The sequence below is a fragment of the Pseudomonas izuensis genome (assembly GCF_002356535.2).
GTDB classification, from domain to species: domain Bacteria; phylum Pseudomonadota; class Gammaproteobacteria; order Pseudomonadales; family Pseudomonadaceae; genus Aquipseudomonas; species Aquipseudomonas izuensis.
On the sequence record NZ_AP017423.2, the window covers coordinates 1,626,221 to 1,650,100 of the forward strand.

General features: G+C 59.7%; 20 protein-coding genes. 13 read left to right on the forward strand and 7 right to left on the reverse strand.

What is annotated here, in order from left to right:
• Positions 1-30 precede the first annotated feature (30 nt).
• Positions 31-225, reverse strand: coding sequence for a DUF6316 family protein (locus LAB08_RS07395; RefSeq protein ID WP_096512834.1), 195 nt, complete (start codon positions 223-225; stop codon positions 31-33).
• A 210-nt stretch (positions 226-435) separates the two neighbouring features.
• Here LAB08_RS07395 and LAB08_RS07400 point away from each other — a divergent pair, with 210 nt between their 5' ends.
• Complete coding sequence (locus LAB08_RS07400; RefSeq protein WP_096512833.1) at positions 436-1,398, forward strand: DMT family transporter; 963 nt, start codon at positions 436-438, stop codon at positions 1,396-1,398.
• 130 nt (positions 1,399-1,528) lie between these two features.
• On the opposite strand, the gene LAB08_RS07405 is transcribed toward LAB08_RS07400, so the two are convergent.
• Positions 1,529-2,923, reverse strand: coding sequence for a class II fumarate hydratase (locus LAB08_RS07405; protein WP_096512832.1), 1,395 nt, complete (start codon positions 2,921-2,923; stop codon positions 1,529-1,531).
• 192 nt (positions 2,924-3,115) lie between these two features.
• Between LAB08_RS07405 and LAB08_RS07410 the strand changes: the two genes are divergently transcribed.
• From LAB08_RS07410 to LAB08_RS07440, 7 genes are all read left to right on the forward strand, one after another.
• Positions 3,116-3,640 (forward strand): DUF2059 domain-containing protein, encoded by a 525-nt coding sequence (locus tag LAB08_RS07410; protein ID WP_096512831.1) that lies wholly within the window; start codon positions 3,116-3,118, stop codon positions 3,638-3,640.
• Positions 3,641-3,652: 12 nt separating this feature from the next.
• A complete protein-coding gene (locus LAB08_RS07415; protein WP_096512830.1) occupies positions 3,653-3,952 on the forward strand; it encodes a BolA family protein in 300 nt (99 codons plus the stop codon).
• 130 nt (positions 3,953-4,082) lie between these two features.
• Positions 4,083-5,024, forward strand: coding sequence for an oxygen-dependent tRNA uridine(34) hydroxylase TrhO (trhO, locus tag LAB08_RS07420; RefSeq protein ID WP_096512829.1), 942 nt, complete (start codon positions 4,083-4,085; stop codon positions 5,022-5,024).
• A 3-nt stretch (positions 5,025-5,027) separates the two neighbouring features.
• A complete protein-coding gene (locus LAB08_RS07425) occupies positions 5,028-5,666 on the forward strand; it encodes a DsbA family protein (protein ID WP_096512828.1) in 639 nt (212 codons plus the stop codon).
• Entirely contained in the window at positions 5,659-7,476 is a 1,818-nt protein-coding gene (locus LAB08_RS07430) for an ABC transporter ATP-binding protein (RefSeq protein WP_096512827.1), read from the forward strand. The genes LAB08_RS07425 and LAB08_RS07430 overlap by 8 nt, the downstream gene beginning before the upstream one ends.
• A 329-nt stretch (positions 7,477-7,805) precedes the next feature.
• Complete coding sequence (locus LAB08_RS07435) at positions 7,806-10,265, forward strand: EAL domain-containing protein (protein ID WP_096512826.1); 2,460 nt, start codon at positions 7,806-7,808, stop codon at positions 10,263-10,265.
• Between the two features lie 78 nt (positions 10,266-10,343).
• Positions 10,344-11,105: an iron-containing redox enzyme family protein gene (locus tag LAB08_RS07440; RefSeq protein WP_436799344.1), complete on the forward strand. Its 762-nt coding sequence runs from the start codon at positions 10,344-10,346 to the stop codon at positions 11,103-11,105.
• Between the two features lie 138 nt (positions 11,106-11,243).
• Here the strand turns inward: LAB08_RS07440 and LAB08_RS07445 are convergent, their stop codons facing one another.
• The 5 genes from LAB08_RS07445 to LAB08_RS07465 form a co-directional block, all read right to left on the reverse strand.
• A complete protein-coding gene (locus tag LAB08_RS07445) occupies positions 11,244-12,170 on the reverse strand; it encodes a GGDEF domain-containing protein (protein ID WP_096512824.1) in 927 nt (308 codons plus the stop codon).
• A gap of 185 nt (positions 12,171-12,355) precedes the next feature.
• Positions 12,356-13,096: a YciK family oxidoreductase gene (locus LAB08_RS07450; RefSeq protein WP_096512823.1), complete on the reverse strand. Its 741-nt coding sequence runs from the start codon at positions 13,094-13,096 to the stop codon at positions 12,356-12,358.
• A gap of 159 nt (positions 13,097-13,255) precedes the next feature.
• Positions 13,256-13,927: an N-acetylmuramic acid 6-phosphate phosphatase MupP gene (gene mupP / locus LAB08_RS07455; protein WP_096512822.1), complete on the reverse strand. Its 672-nt coding sequence runs from the start codon at positions 13,925-13,927 to the stop codon at positions 13,256-13,258.
• Positions 13,928-13,931: 4 nt separating this feature from the next.
• Positions 13,932-14,630 carry a bifunctional 2-polyprenyl-6-hydroxyphenol methylase/3-demethylubiquinol 3-O-methyltransferase UbiG gene (ubiG, locus tag LAB08_RS07460; RefSeq protein WP_096512821.1) on the reverse strand — a complete coding sequence of 233 codons (699 nt, stop codon included), beginning with the start codon at positions 14,628-14,630 and terminating at the stop codon, positions 13,932-13,934.
• A 62-nt stretch (positions 14,631-14,692) separates the two neighbouring features.
• Positions 14,693-16,024: a TRZ/ATZ family hydrolase gene (locus LAB08_RS07465; RefSeq protein ID WP_096512820.1), complete on the reverse strand. Its 1,332-nt coding sequence runs from the start codon at positions 16,022-16,024 to the stop codon at positions 14,693-14,695.
• Positions 16,025-16,132: 108 nt separating this feature from the next.
• Between LAB08_RS07465 and mtnA the strand changes: the two genes are divergently transcribed.
• The 5 genes from mtnA to hisC all read left to right on the forward strand — a co-directional run bounded on the left by mtnA (position 16,133) and on the right by hisC (position 23,878).
• Entirely contained in the window at positions 16,133-17,209 is a 1,077-nt protein-coding gene (gene mtnA / locus LAB08_RS07470) for an S-methyl-5-thioribose-1-phosphate isomerase (protein ID WP_096512819.1), read from the forward strand.
• Positions 17,210-17,654: 445 nt separating this feature from the next.
• Positions 17,655-20,324, forward strand: a complete 2,670-nt coding sequence (gene gyrA, locus LAB08_RS07475) for a DNA gyrase subunit A (RefSeq protein WP_096512818.1) — start codon at positions 17,655-17,657, stop codon at positions 20,322-20,324.
• A gap of 249 nt (positions 20,325-20,573) precedes the next feature.
• On the forward strand, positions 20,574-21,659 hold the full coding sequence (gene serC / locus LAB08_RS07480) for a 3-phosphoserine/phosphohydroxythreonine transaminase (protein WP_096515522.1): 1,086 nt from the start codon (positions 20,574-20,576) through the stop codon (positions 21,657-21,659).
• Entirely contained in the window at positions 21,659-22,753 is a 1,095-nt protein-coding gene (gene pheA / locus LAB08_RS07485; protein ID WP_007939916.1) for a prephenate dehydratase, read from the forward strand. Before serC ends, pheA begins: the two co-directional genes overlap by 1 nt.
• Before the next feature lie 12 nt (positions 22,754-22,765).
• Complete coding sequence (gene hisC, locus LAB08_RS07490) at positions 22,766-23,878, forward strand: histidinol-phosphate transaminase (RefSeq protein ID WP_096512817.1); 1,113 nt, start codon at positions 22,766-22,768, stop codon at positions 23,876-23,878.
• Positions 23,879-23,880 lie beyond the last annotated feature (2 nt).

Below are 23,880 nucleotides of genomic sequence, written 5' to 3' on the forward strand. Positions count from 1 at the left end.
GAGCCTGCTCGCGAATGCAGACGCCGCGATCTACCTGTTCATACTCAAAGACTGCATCCGCGCGATATAAGCCTGGACTTCCCGCTCGGCTATCTCGGCATTCACAAACGGCCCCTCCAGCGTGTTTTCCCGGGTGCTGAAGTACAACTCCCCATTCACCCGACATAACCGGTCACTGCGAAAACGCGTGGCGGGGGCGTCGTCCTGGGCGCGCTTGCCGTACATGGCGATCTCCTGCTGGAGGTTGCGGTGAGTGGATCCAATGAGCTTATGCATGAACCGCTTGCGATGCCTGGTTATCGGATCGACGGCGTGTCGCCAATTTTATGTTGCGACCTGCACAGTTTCATTCGCGGCGAGGCGCGAACTGTCCCTGTGTGCCACGCGGCAGTGCGCCTAGAATGACGGTTCTTGACACTTGGCTATGGGGTTCGCATGCACATTTCATCCGGTCGCTGGGTTTACGGTCTGTTCCTGGCCTTGCTGACCGCGCTGCTGTGGGGAATCCTGCCGATCAAACTCAAACAGGTGTTGTTGGTGATGGACCCGGTCACCGTGACCTGGTTTCGCCTGATGGTCTCCGGTGGCTGCCTGTTCATTTACCTGGCCGCGACCAGGCGCTTGCCGAGCCGCAAAGTGCTCGGGCCGCGCGGCGGCTGGCTGGTGTTGATGGCGGTGCTCGGCCTTGTGGGCAACTACGTGCTGTATTTGATGGGGCTGAACCTGCTCAGCCCCGGTACCGCGCAACTGGTGGTGCAGATGGGACCGATCATGCTGCTGATCGCCAGCGTGTTTGTGTTCAAGGAGCGTTTCAGCCTGGGGCAGGGGATTGGCTTACTGGTTTTGCTGATCGGTTTCGCGCTGTTTTTCAATCAGCGTCTGAGTGAGCTGCTCACCTCGTTGACCGATTACACCGCCGGTGTGTTGCTGGTGCTGTTGGCGTCCACGGTCTGGACCTTTTATGCGCTTGGGCAAAAGCAATTGCTGACGGTGTGGAATTCACTGCAGGTGATGATGGTGATCTACCTGTTCTGCGGGTTGTTGCTGACGCCGTGGGTGCATCCGCTGCAAGCGCTGCAACTGAATCCGCTGCAAGGCTGGCTGCTGTTGGCGTGCTGCCTGAATACCCTGATTGCCTACGGCGCCTTTGCCGAAGCCCTGGCCCACTGGGAAGCGTCCCGGGTCAGCGCGACACTGGCGATTACACCGCTGGTGACCTTCGGCGCCGTCGCCCTGGCCGCGTGGTGGTGGCCGGATTTTGTACATGCCGAGACGATCAATGGCCTGGGGTATGGCGGGGCCATACTGGTGGTGCTGGGGTCGGCGCTGGTGGCGTTGGGGCCGTCATTGATTGCGGGGCTCAAGGCCCGGCGGATGCGGATGGCAATAGGTCGCTAGACCGCGTCATCGTTCATCGCGGGCAAGCCACGCTCCCACAGGTTTTGTGTCGTTCACTGACTTGTGACCGGCACAAAACCTGTGGGAGCGGGCTTGCCCGCGAAGACTGACTCTCAGACGCTACAAAAACTCAGCCTTTGGCCCCAGCGTCCAGCATATTCTCCGGTCTCACCCAGGCATCAAACTGCTCATCGGTCAGATATCCTAACTGCAACGCCGCCACACGCAACGTCAGCCCTTCGCTATAAGCCTTCTTGGCAATTTCCGCTGATTTGTCATAGCCAATATGTGGGTTCAGTGCCGTCACCAGCATCAAGCCGCGTTCCAGATGTTCAGCCATTTGCCCGGCGTCCGGCTCCAGGCCGGCGATGCAATGCTGCTGGAAGTTGCTGCAACCATCGCCCAGCAGGCGAATCGATTGCAGCAGGTTGTGGATGATCACCGGTTTGAACACGTTCAGTTGCAAGTGCCCCTGGCTCGCGGCGAAACCGATGGTGACGTCGTTGCCCAGGACCTGACAGGCCAGCATCGACAGCGCTTCGCACTGGGTCGGGTTGACCTTGCCCGGCATGATCGAGCTGCCCGGTTCGTTGGCTGGCAGCTTCACTTCGGCGAAACCGGCACGTGGGCCTGAACCGAGCAGGCGCAAATCGTTGGCAATTTTCATCAGGGCCACGGCGAGGGTTTTCAGCGCACCGGAGAGGGTGGTCAGCGGCTCATGGCCCGCCAGCGCGGCAAACTTGTTCGGTGCGGTGATGAAGGGCAGGCCGGAAAGCGCCGCCAGCTCGGCAGCGATCGCCTCACCAAAGCCGTGGGGCGAGTTCAGTCCGGTACCCACCGCCGTGCCGCCCTGGGCCAGTTCGCAGACCGCCGGCAGCGCCGCGCGGATTGCCCGTTCGGCGTAGTCCAGTTGCGCGATGAACCCGGATACTTCCTGGCCGAAGGTGATCGGTGTCGCGTCCATCATGTGGGTGCGCCCGGTTTTCACCAGTTTCATGTGCCGCGCCGACAGCTCGGCAAGACCCCCGGACAGCTCGGCGATGGCCGGCAGCAAGTGTTGCTGCACGGCCTGGGCCGCGGCGATGTGCATGGCGGTGGGGAAGCAGTCGTTGGAGCTCTGGGAGCGATTGACGTGATCGTTGGGGTGTACCGGGGACTTGCCGCCACGCAGGTTGCCGGCCAGTTCGTTGGCGCGCCCGGCGATCACTTCATTGACGTTCATGTTGCTCTGGGTGCCGCTGCCGGTCTGCCAGACCACCAGCGGAAACTGGTTGTCGTGGTTGCCGTCGAGCACTTCGTCGGCAGCCTGTTCGATCAGGCGGGCGATATCGGCGGGCAGGTCGCCATTGCGGTCGTTGACCCGTGCCGCGGCTTTCTTGATCAGCGCCAGGCCATGCAGCACCGCCAGCGGCATGCGTTCGCTGCCGATGGCAAAGTTGACCAGCGAGCGTTGCGTCTGAGCGCCCCAGTAGGCTTCATCCGGGACTTCAACCTGGCCAAGGCTGTCGGTTTCGATACGGCTCATCGGTCACACTCCTGTAGGTCTGAATGCGCAGTTTAGGCCGTGATCGACGGCCGGGGTTCCATCAGTCTCGATTCTGTCCATTGAACCCCTCTAAATCAGGCCCGACAAGGCTTGGGGTTGAGCGACACACTTTTTTAGGCGCAGAATGGTCGCCCTTGGGGTTTTACCTCGCCTGCTAGAAAAGGAAACTCGATGACTCGTCTTCGTGCCATCTGTACCGCGGTTGCATTGGTTTGTGCCAGCGGCCAGGTTTTTGCCGATACCGCCAGCCACAACGCCAGTGCCGAGGCTTTCCTGACCCTGGCACATGCTGACAAACTGGGCACTCCGGTGTACATGCAAGTCCAGCAGATGTTTGCTCAGCGCTTCCAGCAAACCAAAGCGCCGGACTCGAAAAAAGCCGTACTGGAAACCTACCAGGCCAAGGCCAATGCCGCCCTGGACCAGGCCATCGGCTGGAACAAGCTGAAACCGGACATGGTCAAGCTCTACACCACCAACTTCACCGAATCCGAGCTCAAGGACCTGGTGGCGTTCTACCAGTCGCCACTGGGCAAGAAAGTCCTGGAAAAAATGCCGCAGCTGACTCAGCAATCGGCCCAGATGACTCAGGCTAAGCTGGAAAGCGCGGTGCCTGTGGTCAACAAACTGCTGGCTGACATGACTGCCGAGCTGACGCCGAAAGACGCAGCGGCTCCAGCCAAGAAAAAGCCTTAAGCGGAGTCCGGTATGACCATGCAACAACGCATCGAATCGACGCTGGGCCTGCTTCAGCCCCAGCATCTGGAGGTGCTGGATGAAAGCCACATGCACAGCCGCGGGTTGCAGACCCATTTCAAGGCCGTGGTGGTCAGCCAGCAGTTCGAAGGGCTCAATCGCGTCAAGCGTCACCAGAAAGTCTACGGCACGCTTGGCGAGCTGATGGGCGAATTCCATGCGTTGGCGCTGCATACCTATACGCCTGAAGAGTGGGCGCAGGTCGACGCGGCTCCGGCCTCGCCGACCTGTGCCGGCGGCAGCAAGCACTGACACGCCGCACCGCTTGCTCCTACAGAGAAGCGTTTAATTTTGTTAGACTATGAAACGCGCCGCTAACCCGGCGCGTTTTTTTTCGCATCCGGTTCACCCCTTACGAGGGTAGCCACCTGGAGATTTACCCATGACACAACAGATTGTCGTGGCGGCACTGTATAAGTTCGTCACCCTGGAAGATTACGTCGCCCTGCGCGAGCCACTGCTGCAAGCGATGGTCGACAATGGCATCAAAGGCACGCTGCTGATTGCCGAAGAAGGCATCAACGGCACCGTGTCCGGCAGCCGTGAAGGTATCGACGGGCTATTGGCCTGGCTCAAGAACGACCCGCGCATGGACGACATCGACCACAAAGAGTCGTACTGCGATGAGCAGCCGTTCTACCGCACCAAGGTCAAGCTCAAGAAAGAAATCGTGACCCTCGGCGTTGACGGCGTGGACCCGAACAAAAAGGTCGGTACCTACGTTGATCCGCAGGATTGGAACGCGCTGATCAGCGATCCGGAAGTGCTGCTGATCGATACCCGCAACGATTATGAAGTGTCGATTGGCACCTTCGAAGGCGCGATCGATCCGAAAACCACCAGTTTTCGCGAATTTCCCGACTACATTAAAGCCAACTTCGACCCGGCCGTGCACAAGAAGGTTGCGATGTTCTGCACCGGCGGCATTCGTTGCGAAAAAGCGTCGAGCTACATGCTCAGCGAAGGCTTCGATGAGGTCTACCACCTCAAGGGCGGTATCCTGAAGTATCTCGAAGAAGTACCTCAGGAAGAAACCAAGTGGCAGGGCGACTGCTTCGTGTTCGATAACCGCGTGACGGTTCGCCACGACCTGAGCGAAGGCGACTACGATCAATGTCATGCCTGCCGCACACCGGTCAGCGTCGAAGATCGCGCATCTGAACATTATGTAGCCGGTATCAGTTGCCCGCATTGCTGGAACTCGCTGAGCGAGAAAACCCGCCGCAGCGCCATCGATCGGCAAAAACAGATCGAATTGGCCAAGGCTCGCAACATGCCTCACCCGATCGGCTACAACTACAAACAAGCATCCTCCGAGGCCTGAACCATGAACGCTGCGCGCCTGCTCTATGTGATGGACCCGATGTGTTCCTGGTGCTGGGGCTTTGCGCCGGTGGCCAATGCATTGGTCGAGCAGGCGGCTGCCGCGGGTGTGGACGTGCATCTGGTGGTGGGCGGTTTGCGCACCGGCAGCGGCTCGGCGCTAGAGCCAACGACCCGACGCTATATCCTTGAACACTGGCAGGCGGTCACCGAAGCCACCGGCCAGCCGTTCAAACTGGAGGGGGCCTTGCCCGAGGGATTCGTGTACGACACGGAACCTGCGTGCCGGGCACTGGTGACGGCACGTAACCTGGCGCCGGACTGTGCGTGGAAACTGCTCGGGCTTATTCAACATGCGTTTTACGCGCAAGGCCGCGATGTGACCCACGCCAGTGTTCTGGTGGAGCTGGCTGAACAGGCGGGTTTGCCGCGTATCGAATTCGCCGCCGCGTTTGACCGTGCCGATATGCATGCCGCAACGGCCGCCGACTTCACCTGGGTCCAGGATCTGGGCATTGCCGGCTTCCCTACCTTGCTGGCTGAGCGAAATGGTCAATTGGCATTGCTGACCAACGGCTATCAGCCGCTCAGTGTGCTGTCTCCACTGCTCGGCCGCTGGCTGGAGCGCGCCGCCTGTGCATGACCTGCCCGACGACGTTCCAACCGCAAAACGTGTCGACCGCTTGAGCTGGGCGGAAATCCGCCGTCTGGCCCTTCATCACAAGAAATCCCTGTGGATCGCCAACGGCGTGGCCGTGCTGGCGACCCTGTGCAGCGTACCCATCCCGTTGCTTCTGCCGCTGCTGGTGGACGAAGTGCTGTTGGGGCATGGTGACGCGGCGCTGAAAATCATGAACCTCGCACTCCCCGAGGTCTGGCAAAAAGCCGCGGGCTACATCGGCCTGATGCTGCTGGTGACCCTGGCCCTGCGATGTGCGGCATTGCTGTTCAACGTGGTGCAGGCGCGGTTGTTCGCCGCACTGGCCAAGGACATCGTGTACCGCATTCGCATCCGCCTGATCGAACGGCTCAAACGCATCTCGCTCGGTGAATACGAAAGCCTCGGCAGCGGCACGGTGACCACCCACCTGGTGACCGATCTCGACACCCTGGACAAATTCGTCGGCGAAACCCTCAGTCGCTTCCTCGTGGCGATGCTGACGCTGGTCGGCACCGCAGGGATCCTGATGTGGATGCACTGGAAGCTGGCGCTGCTGATTCTGTTGTTCAATCCGCTGGTGATCTACGCCACCGTGCAGTTGGGCAAAAAGGTCAAGCACCTGAAGAAACTCGAGAACGACAGCACCTCGCGTTTCACCCAGGCACTGACCGAAACCCTGGACGCCATCCAGGAAGTCCGCGCCGGTAACCGCCAGGGCTTCTTCCTCGGCCGACTGGGCCTGCGCGCCAGGGAAGTTCGCGATTACGCGGTCAGTTCGCAGTGGAAAACCGACGCTTCGAACCGTGCCAGTGGCTTGCTGTTCCAGTTCGGCATCGATATTTTTCGCGCCGCCGCCATGCTCACCGTGCTGTTTTCCGACCTGTCCATCGGCCAGATGCTCGCAGTGTTCAGCTACCTGTGGTTCATGATCGGTCCGGTGGAGCAATTGCTGAACCTGCAATATGCCTACTACGCAGCCGGCGGTGCGCTGTCGCGGATCAACGAGCTGTTATCCCGCGCCGATGAGCCGGAGTACCCCAGCGGCGTCGACCCATTCCACGGCCGCGAGACCGTGGGCATCGAGGTTCAAGGGTTGAGCTTCGGTTATGGCGACGAGTTGGTGTTGAATCAGATGAACCTGTCCATCGCCCCGGGTGAAAAAGTGGCGATCGTCGGTGCCAGCGGTGGCGGCAAAAGTACGCTGGTGCAGTTACTGCTGGGTCTGTACACGCCGCTGGCCGGAACCATCCGCTTCGGCGGTTCTACCCAGCAGGAAATCGGCCTGGAAACCGTGCGCGAAAATGTCGCCGTGGTCCTGCAGCACCCGGCACTGTTTAACGACACCGTACGCGCCAACCTGACCATGGGACGTTTACGCAGTGACGAGGCCTGCTGGCAGGCCCTGGAAATTGCGCAACTGCATGCCACGATTCGTGAACTGCCCAACGGTCTGGACAGTATCGTCGGGCGTTCCGGTGTGCGTTTGTCTGGTGGCCAGCGGCAACGCCTGGCCATTGCGCGGATGGTTTTGGCTGAACCGAAAGTGGTGATCCTCGATGAGGCCACTTCAGCGCTGGATGCCGCCACCGAATACAACCTGCACCAGGCGTTGTCGCGTTTCCTGAGCAACCGCACCACGTTGATCATTGCGCACCGGTTGTCAGCGGTTAAACAGGCCGATCGGGTACTGGTGTTCGATGGCGGGCAAATTGCCGAAGATGGCGACCATCAGCAACTGATTGCTGATGGAGGGCTGTACGCCAAGCTGTATGGGCATTTGCAGCAGCACTGACAGATCTCGCGCTGTCTGATTTTTTGCAATTGCCGTATCGTGCCATCGATTTTCAGGGCCGTTGTTTGCATGGTAGGCCTTCTCTTGTATTGTTTCGGGCGGTTCCCTGCGGCTCTGCAAGGGGGATCGCTACCGATTACAACGACCAGCAAGAGAATCCGTGCGGTACAGGTATATTGAGTGGGGGCTCAAGGATGGATTTTTATTCATCCCTCGGTCGCTCGCTGGTGACGACAGGTTCTTACTTGCCGGGACTTGGAACGCAACCTAGTCTCGTTGTAGCGATTTCGTCCGGAAGACGATCAGGCAGTGCTAATGCAAGGGAACTCATGAATCAAACGCGGACTCTCGGAACGCCCCGGTTGTTGGGCATCGTCTGGCCATTTATCGCCGTTGTGGTGTTTCAGGCCTTGTTGGGCGGTGTCAGCCTTTATGTTCTTTCGGCTGTTCGTGGCTACGTTGCCGGCGAAAGCCTATGGTCCAAGGGCCAGAAAGACGCCATCTATTATCTCAATCTGTATGCCGACAACGGCGATGAAGCTATTTTTCATAAATACCAGAACGCCATTGCCGTGCCCCAGGGCGGTCACGAATTGCGTGTGGCGCTGGATCACCAGCCACCGAATATCGAAGCAGCACGCGCGGCGATCCTCAAGGGCGGCAACCATCCCGATGACGTTTCCAGCCTGATCTGGCTGTACCTCAATTTCCGTCACTTCAGCTACCTCGAAAAGGCCATCGATCTCTGGACCGTGGGTGACGCGTATCTGGTCAAGCTCGATGACGTTGCGCAGGACATGCATCGGCTTATCACTGCCAGCCCGGCCTCCGATTCGGACATCCAGCGCTGGAAGGCGCAGATTTTCGCAATCAACGATGAGGTGACGCCGGCAGCGAAAGCCTTCAGCGATGCGTTGGGGGAAGGGTCGCGGGTCATTCTTCGTTTGCTGCTGGTGATTAACCTTGCCACGGCCCTGGGCTTGATTGCGTTGGCCCTGATGCGCACCCGTAAACTGCTCAAGCAGCGGCATGCCTTTGCCGACGCCCTTCAGCTGGAAAAAGACCGGGCGCAGATCACTCTGCAATCGATCGGTGACGGGGTGATCACCACCAATGTGGAGGGTGCCATCGCCTACATGAACCCGGCCGCCGAGGCATTGACCCACTGGAAAGCGGAGCAGGCGACCGGTTTGCCGTTGGCGGCGTTGTTCAATCTGTTGGACGACAACGCGCAAACCGATGGTTTCACCCTGATCGAACGCATTTTGAGCGGCCAGCTCAGCGGCGGCAGCGAGCATTCCAAGCTGATTCAGCGCCTGGACGGCAGCACGGTGTCGGTGACGCTGGTTGGCGCGCCGATCCGCAATGCCGGCAAGGTCAGCGGCACGGTGCTGGTGTTGCACGACATGACTCAGGAGCGGCAATACATTGCCAATCTGTCCTGGCAAGCAACCCATGACGCCTTGACCGGCCTGGCCAACCGCCGCGAATTCGAGTATCGCCTGGAGCAGGCGCTGCACAACCTGACGCGGCAGCCGGGGCGGCATGCCTTGATGTTCCTCGATCTGGACCAGTTCAAACTGGTCAACGATACCTGCGGCCATGCGGCAGGTGACGAACTGCTGCGGCATATCTGTGCGTTGCTGCAATCAGGTCTGCGTGAGGGCGACACACTGGCGCGGCTTGGCGGCGACGAGTTCGGCATTTTGCTGGAGAACTGTGGGCCGGAGGCGGCGGAGAAAATTGCCGAGGGGCTGCGTCAGACCGTGCAGAACCTGCACTTTGTGTGGAAGGGGCGGCCTTTCGTGACCACGGTGAGCATCGGTCTGGTCCATGTCGCGCACAATCCGACGACCCTTGAAGCTTCGTTGCGTGCTGCCGACATGGCCTGCTACATGGCCAAGGAAAAAGGTCGCAATCGGGTTCAGGTCTATCACCCCGACGATTCGGAACTGTCCCTGCGCTTCGGCGAAATGGCCTGGGTGCAGCGCCTGCACATGGCGCTGGAAGAGGATCGCTTCTGCCTGTATGCCCAGGAAATTGCGCCGTTGGGCAGCACCGAAAGAGACGGCGGGCATATCGAAATCCTGTTGCGTCTGCATGATGAAACCGGCCGCATGATTCTTCCCGACAGTTTCATCCCGGCCGCCGAACGCTATGGTTTGATGACGTCCCTTGACCGATGGGTGGTGGAGAATGTTTTCAAGATCATCGCCCAATGTCGCATCGAGAAACGGCAGGGGCCGCTGGCCATGTGTGCGATCAATCTGTCAGGCACGACCATTGGAGATGAGGCATTTCTGGACTTCCTGCGGGAGCAGTTCGTAGCTTATTCCATTCCGCCTGAAATGATTTGTTTTGAAATCACCGAAACCAGTGCAATTTCCAATCTTGGCAGCGCAATTCGTTTTATCAATGAACTCAAAGGCTTGGGATGCCATTTTTCGCTGGACGATTTTTGCGCCGGTATGTCTTCATTCGCTTACCTGAAACATTTGCCTGTAGACTTCCTGAAGATCGACGGGAGTTTCGTAAAGGATATGCTGGACGACCCGATTAACCGCGCCATGGTCGAGGTGATCAATCACATCGGCCATGTCATGGGTAAACGTACGATTGCCGAGTTTGTAGAGACGCCCCAGATCGAGCAGGCATTACTGGAGATCGGGGTGGATTACGCTCAAGGGTATGTCATTGAACGCCCGCAACTGTTTACCTGCGACAGTTTGCAAAGTCGTCCTGCCAGGCCTCAGCCTCTTTTGTTCAAGGCGCCTGGCACGTTCCGTTGAAGTCTCTTGCCGGTCAAAACAATCACAATCAAAAGGAGCTCGACAGTGATCGACACATTCAACAGAACCGGACCCCTCATGGAAGCTGCAAGTTATCCTGCCTGGGCCCAGCGCCTGATCCAGGATTGCAGCGAGAGCAAGCGCCGGGTTGTCGAACACGAACTGTATCAGCGCATGCGTGACAACAAGCTCAGCGCAAAGACCATGCGTCAGTACCTGATCGGTGGCTGGCCGGTGGTCGAACAGTTCGCGTTATATATGGCACAAAACCTGACCAAGACCCGTTTTGCCCGTCATCCGGGCGAAGACATGGCGCGTCGCTGGTTGATGCGCAACATTCGCGTCGAATTGAACCATGCCGACTACTGGGTGAATTGGAGCCGCGCTCACGGTGTCAGCCTGGAAGACCTGCAGGCGCAACAGGTGGCTCCGGAACTTCACGCCTTGAGCCACTGGTGCTGGCACACCAGCTCTGCGGATTCTCTGATCGTCGCCATTGCTGCCACCAACTATGCCATTGAGGGCGCGACCGGAGAGTGGTCGGCAGTCGTCTGTTCCAATGGTGTGTACGCGGCATCGTTCCCCGAGGAAGATCGCAAGCGCGCCATGAAGTGGCTGAAGATGCATGCGCAGTACGATGATGCCCATCCATGGGAAGCGCTGGAAATCATCTGCACGCTGGCGGGCATGAACCCGAGCAGGGCACTGCAAGTGGAATTGCGCCAGGCCGTGTGCAAGAGCTACGACTACATGTACCTGTTCCTGGAGCGCTGCATGCAACTGGAGCTCGCGGAAAAAATGCCGGTGGCCCGTGAGCGGCTGGCGCTTGCTGAAAGCTGATTCAATTACCAGGCAATAAAAACTGTGGGAGCGAGCCTGCTCGCGATGGCTGCCTGACATTCACCAAAGATGTTGAATGTTAGAAAGCTTTCGCGAGCAGGCTCGCTCCCACGTTGGTTTTGCAGTGCTGTTAAAAGCTCACCCTGCCATCGTCAACCGATTACGCCCCTCGCGTTTGGCGACGTACAGCGCGTTATCGGCCCTTCGCAACAGGCTCTCGGCGGATTCGCCGGGCAGCAAGGTCGAGCAGCCCAGGCTCACGGTCAGCAGGATCGAGCGTTCCTCGGCCACATACTCTTCGGCCTGTATCGCAAATCGCAGCCGCTCGCCGACCAGGGCCGCTGCTTCGCGGCTGGTGTTGGACAGCACGATCAGGAACTCTTCGCCACCAAAGCGAAACACCATGTCCACATTGCGCAATTGGTGCTTGATCGAGGCGGCGACCGCTTTGAGCACGTCATCGCCGACACTGTGCCCGTGGGTGTCGTTGATCTGTTTGAAGTGATCGATGTCCAGCATCAGCAGCGACAACGGTTGCAGATGACGTCGCGAGACTTCGATCTCCCGCAGCAGTGTCTGGTCCATGGCGATGCGGTTGCCAGTATCCGTGAGCGGATCGCGCAATGCGCTTTGGGTCGCGGCGCGGTAGAGCAAGGTGTTGCGCATCGGGTAGAGCAGCGCGGCCAGCAGCGATTCGAGGTTGCCCTGTTCCTGCTCGCTGAAACGCTGATTGCGGCGAAACACCAACTCTCCCAGATGCTCGCCTTCATGGCTGAGGCTGTAGCTGATCGAGTGGTGGCCGCGTTGGCCGAATTCCAGGCGCAGGTCACTGCTCTTGTGCTCATAGCTCAAGGCATCAAGCGGTATGAGGCGCTGAACCTCGCGGAAAAAAAGCCCGAGAATGCGTTGTGGCTCAAGACTGGTTTGCAGCTGCATGCTCAATTGCTGGCGCAGTTGCGCAAGACTGACTGGTCTTTCCAGAGTCGGTTGCTGCTGACCAAAGCCCAGGCGTTGCAATTTGGCGCTATCGAAGTCAATTGCGTTGGTCTGGGAAGGTGATTTCATATGGCGTGCGCCCTTGAGCAGTAAGGCTGTCTTACAAGCTGGGTGAGAGCGGCTTTGGGCTGCGCGTCATACTGGTCCGTCAGTCCCGTAGGACATTTCGTACAAGTTTAATCTGCTTTGTACAAGAATAGGTTGCTCAAATGCCGCGACGGGAAGTCGGCGCGGCACAAAAGCGACGTACGGCATTACTGGGCGTTGAATGCCTGGCCGTTGATGCCGGTGCTGTCCGGCCCCATCAGGTACAGGTAGACCGGCATGATCTCCTCGGGCGTTGGATTGTTCAGCGGGTTTTCCCCTGGATACGCCTGGGCACGCATGCTGGTGCGAGTGGCGCCCGGGTTGATGCTGTTGGAGCGCACCGGCGCCACGGTATCGACCTCGTCGGCCAGGGTCTGCATCAGGCCCTCGGTGGCGAACTTGGAAACGCCGTAAGCGCCCCAGTACGCACGCCCCTTGCGTCCGACGCTGCTGGAAGTGAATACCACCGAGGCATCCTGGGACAGTTTGAGCAGCGGTAACAGGGTGCTGGTGAGCATGAACATGGCGTTGACGTTGACTTGCATCACACGCATGAAGTTCTCGCCGGAGAGCTGCTCGATCGGCGTGCGCGGACCAATGATCGAGGCGTTGTGCAGCAAACCGTCGAGGTGGCCGAATTCGCTTTCGATCATCGCCGCCAGTTCATCGTATTGGTGGGGCAGGGCGGTTTCCAGGTTGAACGGAATCACGGCCGGTTGCGGGTGGCCGGAGGCTTCGATTTCGTCGTAGACCTGGGTCAGGTTGGCTTCGGTCTTGCCCAGGAGCAGCACGGTCGCGCCGTGGGCAGCATAGGTTTTTGCCGCGGCGGCACCGATGCCGCGACCGGCGCCGGTAACGAGAATGACCCGGCCATTGAGCAAGTCGGGGCGGGCGGAATAATCAAACATAAAAACCTCAACAAAAAATATTCAGGTCAAGCGCTATCCCTGTGGGAGCGAGCCTGCTCGCGATGGTCGTCAACGATTACACGATAAGCCTGGTGCCCTGTGGCGCTCTCAGGTTTTTCGCGAGCAGGCTCGCTCCCACAAGGGTCGGTCTCAAAAAACTCAGCAGCCGCAGAGGGCGCTGTCCAAAACCTTGCGCAACTCCAGCGGATGATCGACCACCACATCCGCCCCCCAATGCCGCGGATTATCGTCCGGGTGGATATAGCCGAAGGTGACCGCAGCGGTTTTGGTGCCGGCATCGCGACCCGATTCGATATCGCGCAGGTCATCACCCACGAACAGCACGCTGGCCGGGTCGAGGTCGAGCATCTTGCAAGCGAGGATCAGCGGCTCCGGGTCCGGTTTGCTGTTCTTCACATGATCCGGGCAAATGAGCAGCGCCGAACGTTCGGCCAGCCCAAGCTGTTGCATGATCGGCTCGGCAAAGCGCAGCGGCTTGTTGGTCACCACGCCCCAGATCAGGTTGGCCTTTTCGATGTCGGCCAGCAGTTCGCCCATGCCGTCGAACAGTTTGCTGTGGATTGCACAACCCACGAGGTAGCGCTCCAGGAATTCCAGGCGCAGCTCCTCGAACCCTGGCGATTCCGGGTCCATGGCGAAAGTCACGGCGACCATCGCCTTGGCGCCACCGGAGATTTCGTCGCGGATGTGTTTGTCGTTCATTGGCGGCAAGCCACGGTCGGCACGCATCGCCTGACAGATCGCGATAAAGTCCGGCGCGGTGTCGAGCAGAGTGCCGTCCATGTCGAAAAGAACTGCTCTGATTGGCATCGGCTTACTCCTCGCGCAGGGTCTGGATCATGTAGTTGACGTCCACGTCGGCCGCCAGTTTGTAGTGCTTGGTGAGCGGGTTGTAGGTCAGGCCGATGATGTCCTTGACGGTCAGGCCGGCCATGCGGCTCCAGGCGCCGAGTTCGGAAGGACGGATGAATTTCTTGAAGTCATGTGTGCCGCGGGGCAACAGCTTCATGATGTATTCGGCGCCGACGATGGCGAACAGGTAGGCCTTCGGGTTGCGGTTGATGGTGGAGAAGAACACCTGGCCGCCGGGCTTGACCATGCGGAAGCAGGCGCGGATCACCGAGGATGGGTCCGGCACATGCTCAAGCATTTCCAGGCAGGTGACCACGTCGAATTGCTCCGGCATTTCCTCGGCCAGGGCTTCGGCGGTGATCTGCCGGTACTCGACGTTCACGCCGGACTCCAACTGATGCAACTGCGCGACCGCCAACGGCGCTTCGCCCATGTCGATGCCCGTCACGGTGGCGCCGCGCTGAGCCATGGATTCGCTGAGGATGCCGCCGCCGCAACCGACGTCGAGGACTTTTTTGCCGGCCAGATTGACGCGCTCATCAATCCAGTTGACCCGCAGCGGGTTGATGTCGTGCAGCGGTTTGAACTCGCTTTCGCGGTCCCACCAGCGATGGGCCAGGGCTTCGAATTTGGCGATTTCGGCGTAGTCGACGTTGCTCATGGTTTAAGTCCTCGAAAAACTTGAAAAATCCTGATGTCCCGGCGTTGAATCCGGGGTGCTATCTATTCGGTGCGACCGCTGATGCGTTGGCCCCATGCCTTGGCGGTGGAGACCAGCTGTTGTTCATCCAGGCGTGTCAGGCGACGATCGTCGAGCAGTTGCTTGCCGGCGACCCAAAGGTGTTTCACGCAGTCCCGGCTCGTGGCGTATATAAGCTGCGAAACCGGGTCATAAACCGGTTGCTGGGCAAGGCCCGAGAGGTCGAACGCGACGATGTCGGCGGCTTTACCGACTTCCAGCGATCCGACTTCAGCTTCGATCCCCAGGGCGCGGGCGCCGTTGAGGGTGGCCATGCGCAGGGCGCGATGGGCATCCAGGGCGGTTGCCGAGCCAGCCACGGCCTTGGCCAGCAGGGCAGCGGTGCGGGTTTCGCCGAGCAGGTCCAGATCGTTGTTGCTGGCGGCGCCATCGGTGCCGACGGCGACATTGACACCGGCTTGCCACAAGCGCTCTACCGGGCAAAACCCGCTGGCCAGCTTGAGGTTCGACTCCGGGCAATGAATCACGCTGGTGTTGCTTTCTACCAGCAGGGCCAAGTCTTCATCGCTGATCTGGGTCATATGAACCGCCTGGAACCGCGGCCCCAGCATGCCCAGCCGAGCGAGGCGGGCCAGTGGGCGTTCGCCACGCTGCTCGACCGATTGCTGCACTTCGAAAGCGGTTTCATGCACGTGCATGTGGATTGCAACGTCCAGTTCTTCGGTGATCACCCGGATTTTTTCCAGGTTTTCATCGCCCACAGTGTAGGGTGCATGGGGGCCGAAGGTGATTTTTATGCGCTCGTGGTGCTTGAGATCGCCAAATAACTCGACGCCCTGACGAATGGCTTCGTCCGCCGTGCTGGCGCCTGGAATCGGGAAGTCGAGGATCGGAACCGCGATCTGTGCCCGAATACCGCTGTTGTGTACGCGTTCGCTGGCAACCTTCGGGAAGAAATACATGTCAGAGAAGCAGGTGATGCCACCCTTGAGTTGTTCGGCAATGGCCAGGTCCGTGCCGTCGCGAACGAAATCCTCGTCAACCCATTTGGCCTCGGCCGGCCAGATATGGTTTTCCAGCCAGGTCATCAGGGGCAAATCATCGGCCAGACCACGGAACAGGGTCATTGCCGCATGCCCGTGGGCATTGATCAGGCCGGGGCTGAGCAACATGTCCGGCAGTTCGCGGGTTTCGGTTGCGTTAAGCTTCAGTGCGGCGGAGCGTGGGCCGATGAAGACGATACGCCCGTCGCGGATGCCCAGGCCATGGTCCTTGAGGACAACGCCGGCGGGTTCGACGGGTACCAGCCAGGTCGGCAGCAATAACAGGTCGAGCGCAGCGGCGGTGTTCGGCATCGAGGGTCGGTTCCAGTGCTTTTGTAAAGGATGGCGAAGTATACCCGAGCGTCTTCGCGGGGGGATCGCTATAATCGGCGGCTTTTGTTCATGAGTGCGGGGTGTGGGATGCGCGATCGACTGTTGGCTGCGGAGAAGGTGAAGGCCATCGATTGGCGTGATGGCGCCCTGTACCTGCTGGATCAGCGTATTTTGCCGTTCGAGGAAACCTGGATTGCCTATACCAGCGCCGCTGGTGTGGCTGAGGCCATTCGTTCGATGGTGGTACGCGGTGCGCCGGCGATTGGTATCAGTGCCGCCTATGGCATCGTACTGGCAGCCCGTACCCGGATTGCTGAAGGGGGCGACTGGTACGCGGCGCTGGAAGAGGATTTCATGCTGCTTGCCGATTCACGCCCAACCGCGGTCAATCTGTTCTGGGCCCTGGGTCGCATGCACGATCGGCTGGATCGCTTGAAAGACAATGCCGATCCGCTGGCAGCGCTGGAGGCTGAAGCGATCGCTATTCACGAAAGTGATCGCGAAGCCAACCTCACCATGGCGCAACTGGGCGTCGATCTGATCCGCAAGCATCAGGGTAATGCTCAGGCGATCCTGACCCATTGCAATACGGGCGCGCTGGCCACAGGTGGCTTCGGTACGGCACTGGGGGTGATTCGCGGGGCGTTCATCGAAGGCATGGTCGAGCGTGTCTACGCCGACGAAACCCGTCCATGGCTGCAGGGCTCGCGGCTGACGGCCTGGGAACTGGCCAACGAAGGCATCCCGGTGACCCTCAATGCCGACTCCGCCGCCGCCCACATCATGAAAACCAAGGGTATTACCTGGGTGATCGTGGGTGCGGACCGGATTACCGCCAATGGCGACGTGGCGAACAAGATCGGCACTTATCAATTGGCGGTCAACGCCATGCACCACGGCGTGCGTTTCATGGTGGTGGCACCGAGTTCGACCATCGACATGAACCTGGCCAGCGGCGACGACATTCCGATTGAAGAGCGTGATGGCCGTGAGTTGCTGGAGGTCGGCGGCAAGCGGGTCGGGGCTGAAGTCGATGCGTTCAATCCTGTGTTCGACGTGACGCCCGCGGACCTGATCGATGCCATCGTCACCGAAAAAGGCATCGTCGAGCGGCCGGATACAGCGAAGATGGCGCAGTTGATGTGCCGCAAGCGTCTGCATTGACGGTTTCTCGCGTCTGAAATATCGCCTTCGCGAGCAGGCTCGCTCCCACAGTAATCGAGGTGTGACTACAGTAGTCGGCACAACGAGGCCCCCTGTGGGAGCGAGCCTGCTCGCGAAGAGGCCCTTAAAATCAGCAAATCAGCCCGAATCAGACCTGGTTTCTACATTCAATCCGGCTCTAAGCCCCTCTGATCCCCTATCAGCCTGCCATCAGTCAACTAACTACACTCCATGCGCATCTGGGGGATAGGTGCGTGGCGGCTCTTGTGATAACATCCGGCGGTTTCCAGAGTTGCCCGGCAGGGCAACCTTTACTGCGCAGATCCATGGCATAACTCGTTGATTTGTCGTAAGTCGGTGCATGGCACTCAGCCTGCAGCGGCGAGCTTCGTTCGTCCCATATGGATGTGACGAAGTTTCACCAGAAAAAGGAATCAGGCTTCTCATGGGCGAACTGGCCAAAGAAATCCTCCCGGTCAATATCGAAGACGAGCTGAAGCAGTCTTACCTCGACTACGCGATGAGCGTAATTGTCGGGCGGGCACTGCCGGATGCGCGCGATGGCTTGAAGCCCGTGCACCGGCGCGTGCTGTTCGCGATGAGCGAGCTGGGTAACGACTTCAACAAGCCGTACAAGAAATCTGCCCGTGTTGTCGGTGACGTGATCGGTAAGTATCACCCGCACGGTGATACCGCGGTGTACGACACCATCGTTCGGATGGCGCAGCCGTTCTCGCTGCGCTACCTGCTGGTAGACGGCCAGGGCAACTTCGGTTCGGTGGACGGCGACAACGCCGCGGCCATGCGATACACCGAAGTGCGCATGACCAAGCTGGCGCACGAACTGCTGGCTGACCTGCACAAGGAAACCGTGGACTGGGTGCCGAACTACGACGGCACCGAGATGATCCCGGCGGTCATGCCGACCCGTATCCCCAACCTGCTGGTCAACGGTTCCAGCGGTATCGCCGTGGGCATGGCGACCAACATTCCGCCGCACAACCTCGGTGAAGTCATCGACGGTTGCCTGGCGCTCATCGACAATCCCGAGCTGACCGTCGATGAACTGATGCAATACATCCCCGGTCCGGACTTCCCGACCGCCGCGATCATCAACGGTCGCGCCGGCATCATCGAAGCCTACCGCACCGGTCGTGGCCGCATTTACATGCGCGCCCGCTCGATCATCGAAGATATCGACAAGGTCGGTGGCCGTCAGCAGATCGTCATCACCGAACTCCCTTACCAGTTGAACAAGGCGCGTCTGATCGAGAAGATCGCCGAGCTGGTAAAAGAGAAGAAACTCGAAGGCATCACTGAACTGCGCGACGAGTCCGACAAGGACGGTATGCGCGTCGTGATCGAGCTGCGTCGTGGCGAAGTGCCGGAGGTCATCCTCAACAACCTCTATGCCCAGACCCAGTTGCAAGCGGTGTTCGGTATCAACATCGTCGCGCTGATCGACGGCCGTCCGCGGATCCTGAACCTTAAGGACCTGCTGGAAGCGTTCGTCCGTCACCGTCGCGAAGTCGTGACCCGTCGTACCGTGTTCGAACTGCGCAAGGCGCGTGAGCGCGGTCACATCCTGGAAGGTCAAGCGGTTGCCCTGTCGAATATCGATCCGGTCATTGCCCTGATCAAGGCCTCGCCAACCCCGTCGGAAGCCAAGGAAGCGCTGGTCAGCACCCCTTGGGAGTCCTCCGCGGTGGTGGCGATGGTCGAGCGTGCCGGCGCCGATTCGTGCCGTCCGGAAAACCTCGATCCGCAATACGGCCTGCGCGACGGCAAGTACTTCCTGTCGCCAGAACAGGCGCAAGCGATTCTGGAACTGCGTCTGCACCGTCTGACCGGTCTGGAGCACGAAAAGCTGCTGGCCGAGTATCAAGAGATCCTCAACCAGATCGGCGAGCTGATCCGCATCCTCAACAGCGCCACGCGCCTGATGGAAGTGATCCGCGAAGAGCTGGAAGTGATTCGCGCCGAATACGGCGACGTGCGCCGCACTGAAATCCTCGATGCCCGCCTCGACCTGACCCTGGGTGACATGATCCCGGAAGAAGAGCGCGTCGTGACCATCTCCCACGGCGGCTATGCCAAGACCCAGCCGCTGGCTGCGTACCAGGCCCAGCGTCGTGGCGGTAAAGGCAAGTCGGCTACCGGCGTCAAGGATGAGGATTACATCGCTCACCTGCTGGTTGCCAACAGCCACACCACGCTGCTGCTGTTCTCCAGCAAGGGCAAGGTGTACTGGCTGAAAACCTACGAAATCCCTGAAGCATCCCGCGCTGCCCGTGGTCGCCCACTGGTCAACCTGCTGCCACTGGATGACGGTGAATACATCACCACCATGCTGCCGGTCGAGGAGTACACCGAAGGTCACTACATCTTCATGGCGACCGCCAACGGCACCGTGAAGAAGACCCCGCTGGAATCCTTCAGCCGTCAGCGCAGCGTTGGTCTGATCGCGCTGGAGCTGGACGAAGGTGACGTGCTGATTTCCGCTGCGATCACCGATGGCGAACGTGAAGTCATGCTGTTCTCCGATGGCGGCAAAGTGACTCGCTTCAAGGAATCCGACGTTCGCGCCATGGGCCGTACCGCTCGTGGTGTGCGCGGCATGCGTCTGCCGGAAGGCCAGAAGCTGATTTCCATGCTGATCCCGGAAGAAGGCAGCCAGATCCTCACCGCTTCCGAGCGTGGCTACGGCAAGCGCACGGCGATCACCGAGTTCCCAGAGTACAAGCGTGGCGGTCAGGGCGTTATCGCCATGGTCAGCAACGAGCGTAACGGCCGTCTGGTCGGCGCGGTCCAGGTGCTCGACGGTGAGGAAATCATGCTGATTTCCGACCAGGGCACCTTGGTGCGCACCCGTGTCGACGAAGTCTCCAGCCTGGGTCGTAACACCCAGGGCGTGACCCTGATCAAACTGGCCAAGGATGAAACCCTGGTTGGCCTCGAGCGGGTTCAGGAGCCTTCGGAAGTCGAGGGTGAAGAGCTCGAAGGTGAAGGTTTTGAAGGTGAAGAGGGTGCAGGGTTCGTCGGTGAGGTCGTGATCGACGACGCCGCAGAAGACCAGCAACTCGACGCCGCTGCTGACGAAGAGCCACAAGAGTAAGTGGACATGAGGGGGCGGATGAAAATTCGCCCCCTTGTTGTTTGTCCGAACGGAAATATCGACGCCCATGAAAATCCCCTGTGGGAGCGAGCCTGCTCGCGAAGCAGGCGCCGCGGTACCTCTGAAGCACCGCGGTGATGCATTCGCGAGCAGGCTCGCTCCCACAGGTTGCCTGCTTCGGCAGGAATCCTGTGTCGATTGATATTGTGATTTATCGCGTGTTACCACCAAATCAGAGCGAGATTGGATGTGAGCAAGAGAGCCTATAACTTCTGTGCCGGTCCTGCGGCGCTTCCCGAAGCTGTCCTGCAGCGCGCCCAGGGTGAACTCCTTGATTGGCATGGCAAGGGCCTGTCGGTCATGGAAATGAGCCATCGCAGCGATGAGTTCGTGTCCATTGCCACCAAGGCCGAGCAGGATCTGCGTGATCTGCTGAATATCCCCTCGAACTATAAAGTCCTGTTTCTGCAAGGTGGCGCCAGCCAGCAATTTGCTCAGATTCCTCTGAACCTGTTGCCGGAAAACGGCACTGCCGATTATATCGACACCGGTATCTGGTCGCAGAAAGCCATCGAAGAAGCCTCGCGCTTCGGCCGCGTCAACGTAGCCGCTACCGCCAAGCCTTACGATTATTTCGCCATTCCCGGCCAGAACGAGTGGAAGCTGTCCAAGGACGCTGCCTACGTTCACTACGCACCGAACGAAACCATCGGTGGCCTGGAGTTCCAGTGGGTTCCGGAAACCGGCGATGTTCCTCTGGTCGCCGACATGTCTTCGGACATTCTCTCGCGTCCGATGGATGTCTCGCGCTTCGGCATGATCTACGCCGGCGCCCAGAAAAACATCGGCCCGAGCGGCATCGTGGTCAACATCGTGCGCGAAGACCTGTTGGGTCACGCCCGTTCTTTCTGCCCGACCATGCTCGACTATAAGGTCGCGGCCGATAACGGCTCGATGTACAACACCCCGCCGACCCTGGCCTGGTACCTGTCCGGTCTGGTGTTCGAGTGGCTGAAGGAGCAGGGCGGCGTCGAAGCCATCGGCAAGCTCAATGAAGTGAAGCAGCGCACGCTGTATGACTTCATCGATGCCAGCGGCCTCTACAGCAACCCGATCAACAAGTCGGACCGCTCGTGGATGAACGTTCCGTTCCGCCTGGCGGACGACCGTCTGGACAAGCCGTTCCTGGCGGGTGCCGACGAGCGCGGCCTGTTGAACCTCAAGGGCCACCGCTCCGTGGGCGGCATGCGCGCCTCCATCTATAACGCCGTCGACATCAACGCGATCAACGCGCTGGTGGCGTACATGGCAGAGTTCGAGAAGGAACACGGCTAATGTCTGAGCAAGAACTCAAGGCACTGCGCCTGCGCATTGATGCCCTGGACGAGAAGGTCCTGGAGCTGATCAGTGAGCGTGCGCGCTGCGCCCAGGAAGTCGCGCGAGTAAAGATGGCCTCGCTGGCCGAAGGTGAAGTGCCGGTGTTCTATCGTCCTGAGCGCGAAGCTCAGGTGCTCAAGCGTGTCATGGAGCGCAATCAGGGGCCGCTGGGCAACGAAGAGATGGCGCGGTTGTTCCGCGAAATCATGTCGTCGTGCCTGGCGCTCGAGCAGCCGCTGAAAGTGGCGTACCTCGGCCCTGAAGGCACCTTCACTCAAGCCGCTGCGATGAAGCATTTCGGTCACGCCGTGATCAGCAAGCCGATGGCGGCGATCGACGAAGTGTTCCGCGAAGTGGCGGCCGGTGCGGTGAACTTCGGTGTGGTTCCGGTGGAAAACTCCACCGAAGGCGCGGTCAACCATACTCTCGACAGTTTCCTCGAGCATGACATGGTGATCTGCGGCGAAGTCGAGCTGCGCATCCACCATCACCTGTTGGTCGGTGAAAATACCAAGACCGACAGCATCAGTCGTATCTACTCCCATGCCCAGTCCCTGGCTCAGTGCCGCAAGTGGCTGGACGCCCATTATCCGAATGTCGAGCGCGTGGCAGTGTCCAGCAACGCCGAAGCGGCCAAGCGGGTCAAGGGTGAGTGGAACTCGGCGGCGATTGCCGGCGACATGGCGGCCGGCCTGTACGGCTTGACCCGCCTGGCTGAGAAAATCGAGGACCGTCCGGATAACTCCACGCGTTTCCTCATGATCGGCAACCAGGAAGTGCCGCCGACCGGCGACGACAAGACCTCGATCATCGTTTCCATGAGCAACAAGCCAGGTGCGCTTCACGAGTTGCTGGTGCCATTCCATGACAACGGCATTGACCTGACGCGAATCGAGACCCGTCCGTCGCGCAGCGGTAAATGGACCTACGTGTTCTTCATCGACTTTGTCGGCCACCACCGCGATCCGCTGGTAAAAGGTGTGCTGGAAAAGATCAGTCAGGAAGCAGTAGCACTCAAGGTGCTGGGTTCCTACCCGAAAGCAGTTCTCTAAGGGCGGTAGCAAATGAGTGGCAATTTCCTCGCTCTGGCACAGCCGGGCGTGCAACAACTTTCTCCTTACGTTCCGGGCAAGCCTGTGGACGAGTTGGCGCGTGAACTGAACATCGATCCGGCCAGCATCGTCAAACTGGCAAGCAACGAAAACCCGCTGGGCGCGAGCCCCAAGGCCCTGGCTGCCATCCGTGAAGAGCTGGCCGAGCTGACCCGCTATCCGGACGGCAACGGTTTTGCGCTGAAGACATTGTTGGCTGACCAGTGCCGCGTCGAGCTGAATCAGGTGACATTGGGCAACGGCTCCAATGACATTCTTGAGTTGGTCGCCCGTGCCTATCTGGCGCCAGGCCTCAATGCAGTGTTCAGCGAGCACGCGTTTGCGGTCTACCCGATCGTGACCCAGGCCGTCGGCGCCCAGGCCAAGGTGATCCCGGCCAAAAATTGGGGGCATGATTTGCCGGCCATGCTGGCGGCGATTGACGCCAATACTCGCGTGGTTTTCATCGCCAACCCGAATAATCCTACCGGCACCTGGTTCGATACCGAGGCGCTGGACGAATTCCTGCAGGACGTGCCGGAGCATGTGCTGGTGGTGCTGGACGAGGCGTACATTGAGTACGCCGAGGGCAGCGACTTGCCGGACGGTCTGGATTTCCTCGCGGCCTACCCGAACCTGCTGGTTTCGCGGACGTTCTCCAAGGCCTATGGCCTGGCAGCGCTGCGGGTCGGTTACGGTTTGTCCACCGCTGTGGTCGCCGACGTCCTGAATCGTGTGCGTCAGCCCTTCAACGTCAACAGCCTGGCCCTGGCCGCTGCCTGCGCGGCCTTGCAAGACGCCGAATACCTGGCCGAAGGCCGTCGCCTGAACGAAGCCGGTATGCAGCAACTGGAAGCAGGGTTCCGCGAGCTGGGGCTGAGCTGGATTCCTTCCAAGGGCAACTTCATCTGCGTTGATGTCGGGCGTGAAGCGGCCCCTGTGTTCCAGGGCCTGCTGCGTGAAGGCGTCATCGTACGCCCGGTGGCCAACTATGGCCTGCCGAATCACTTGCGCATCACCATTGGGTTGCCGGCGGAAAACAGCCGCTTCCTCGAGGCGCTGACCAAGGTTCTGGCTCGTGGTTGATG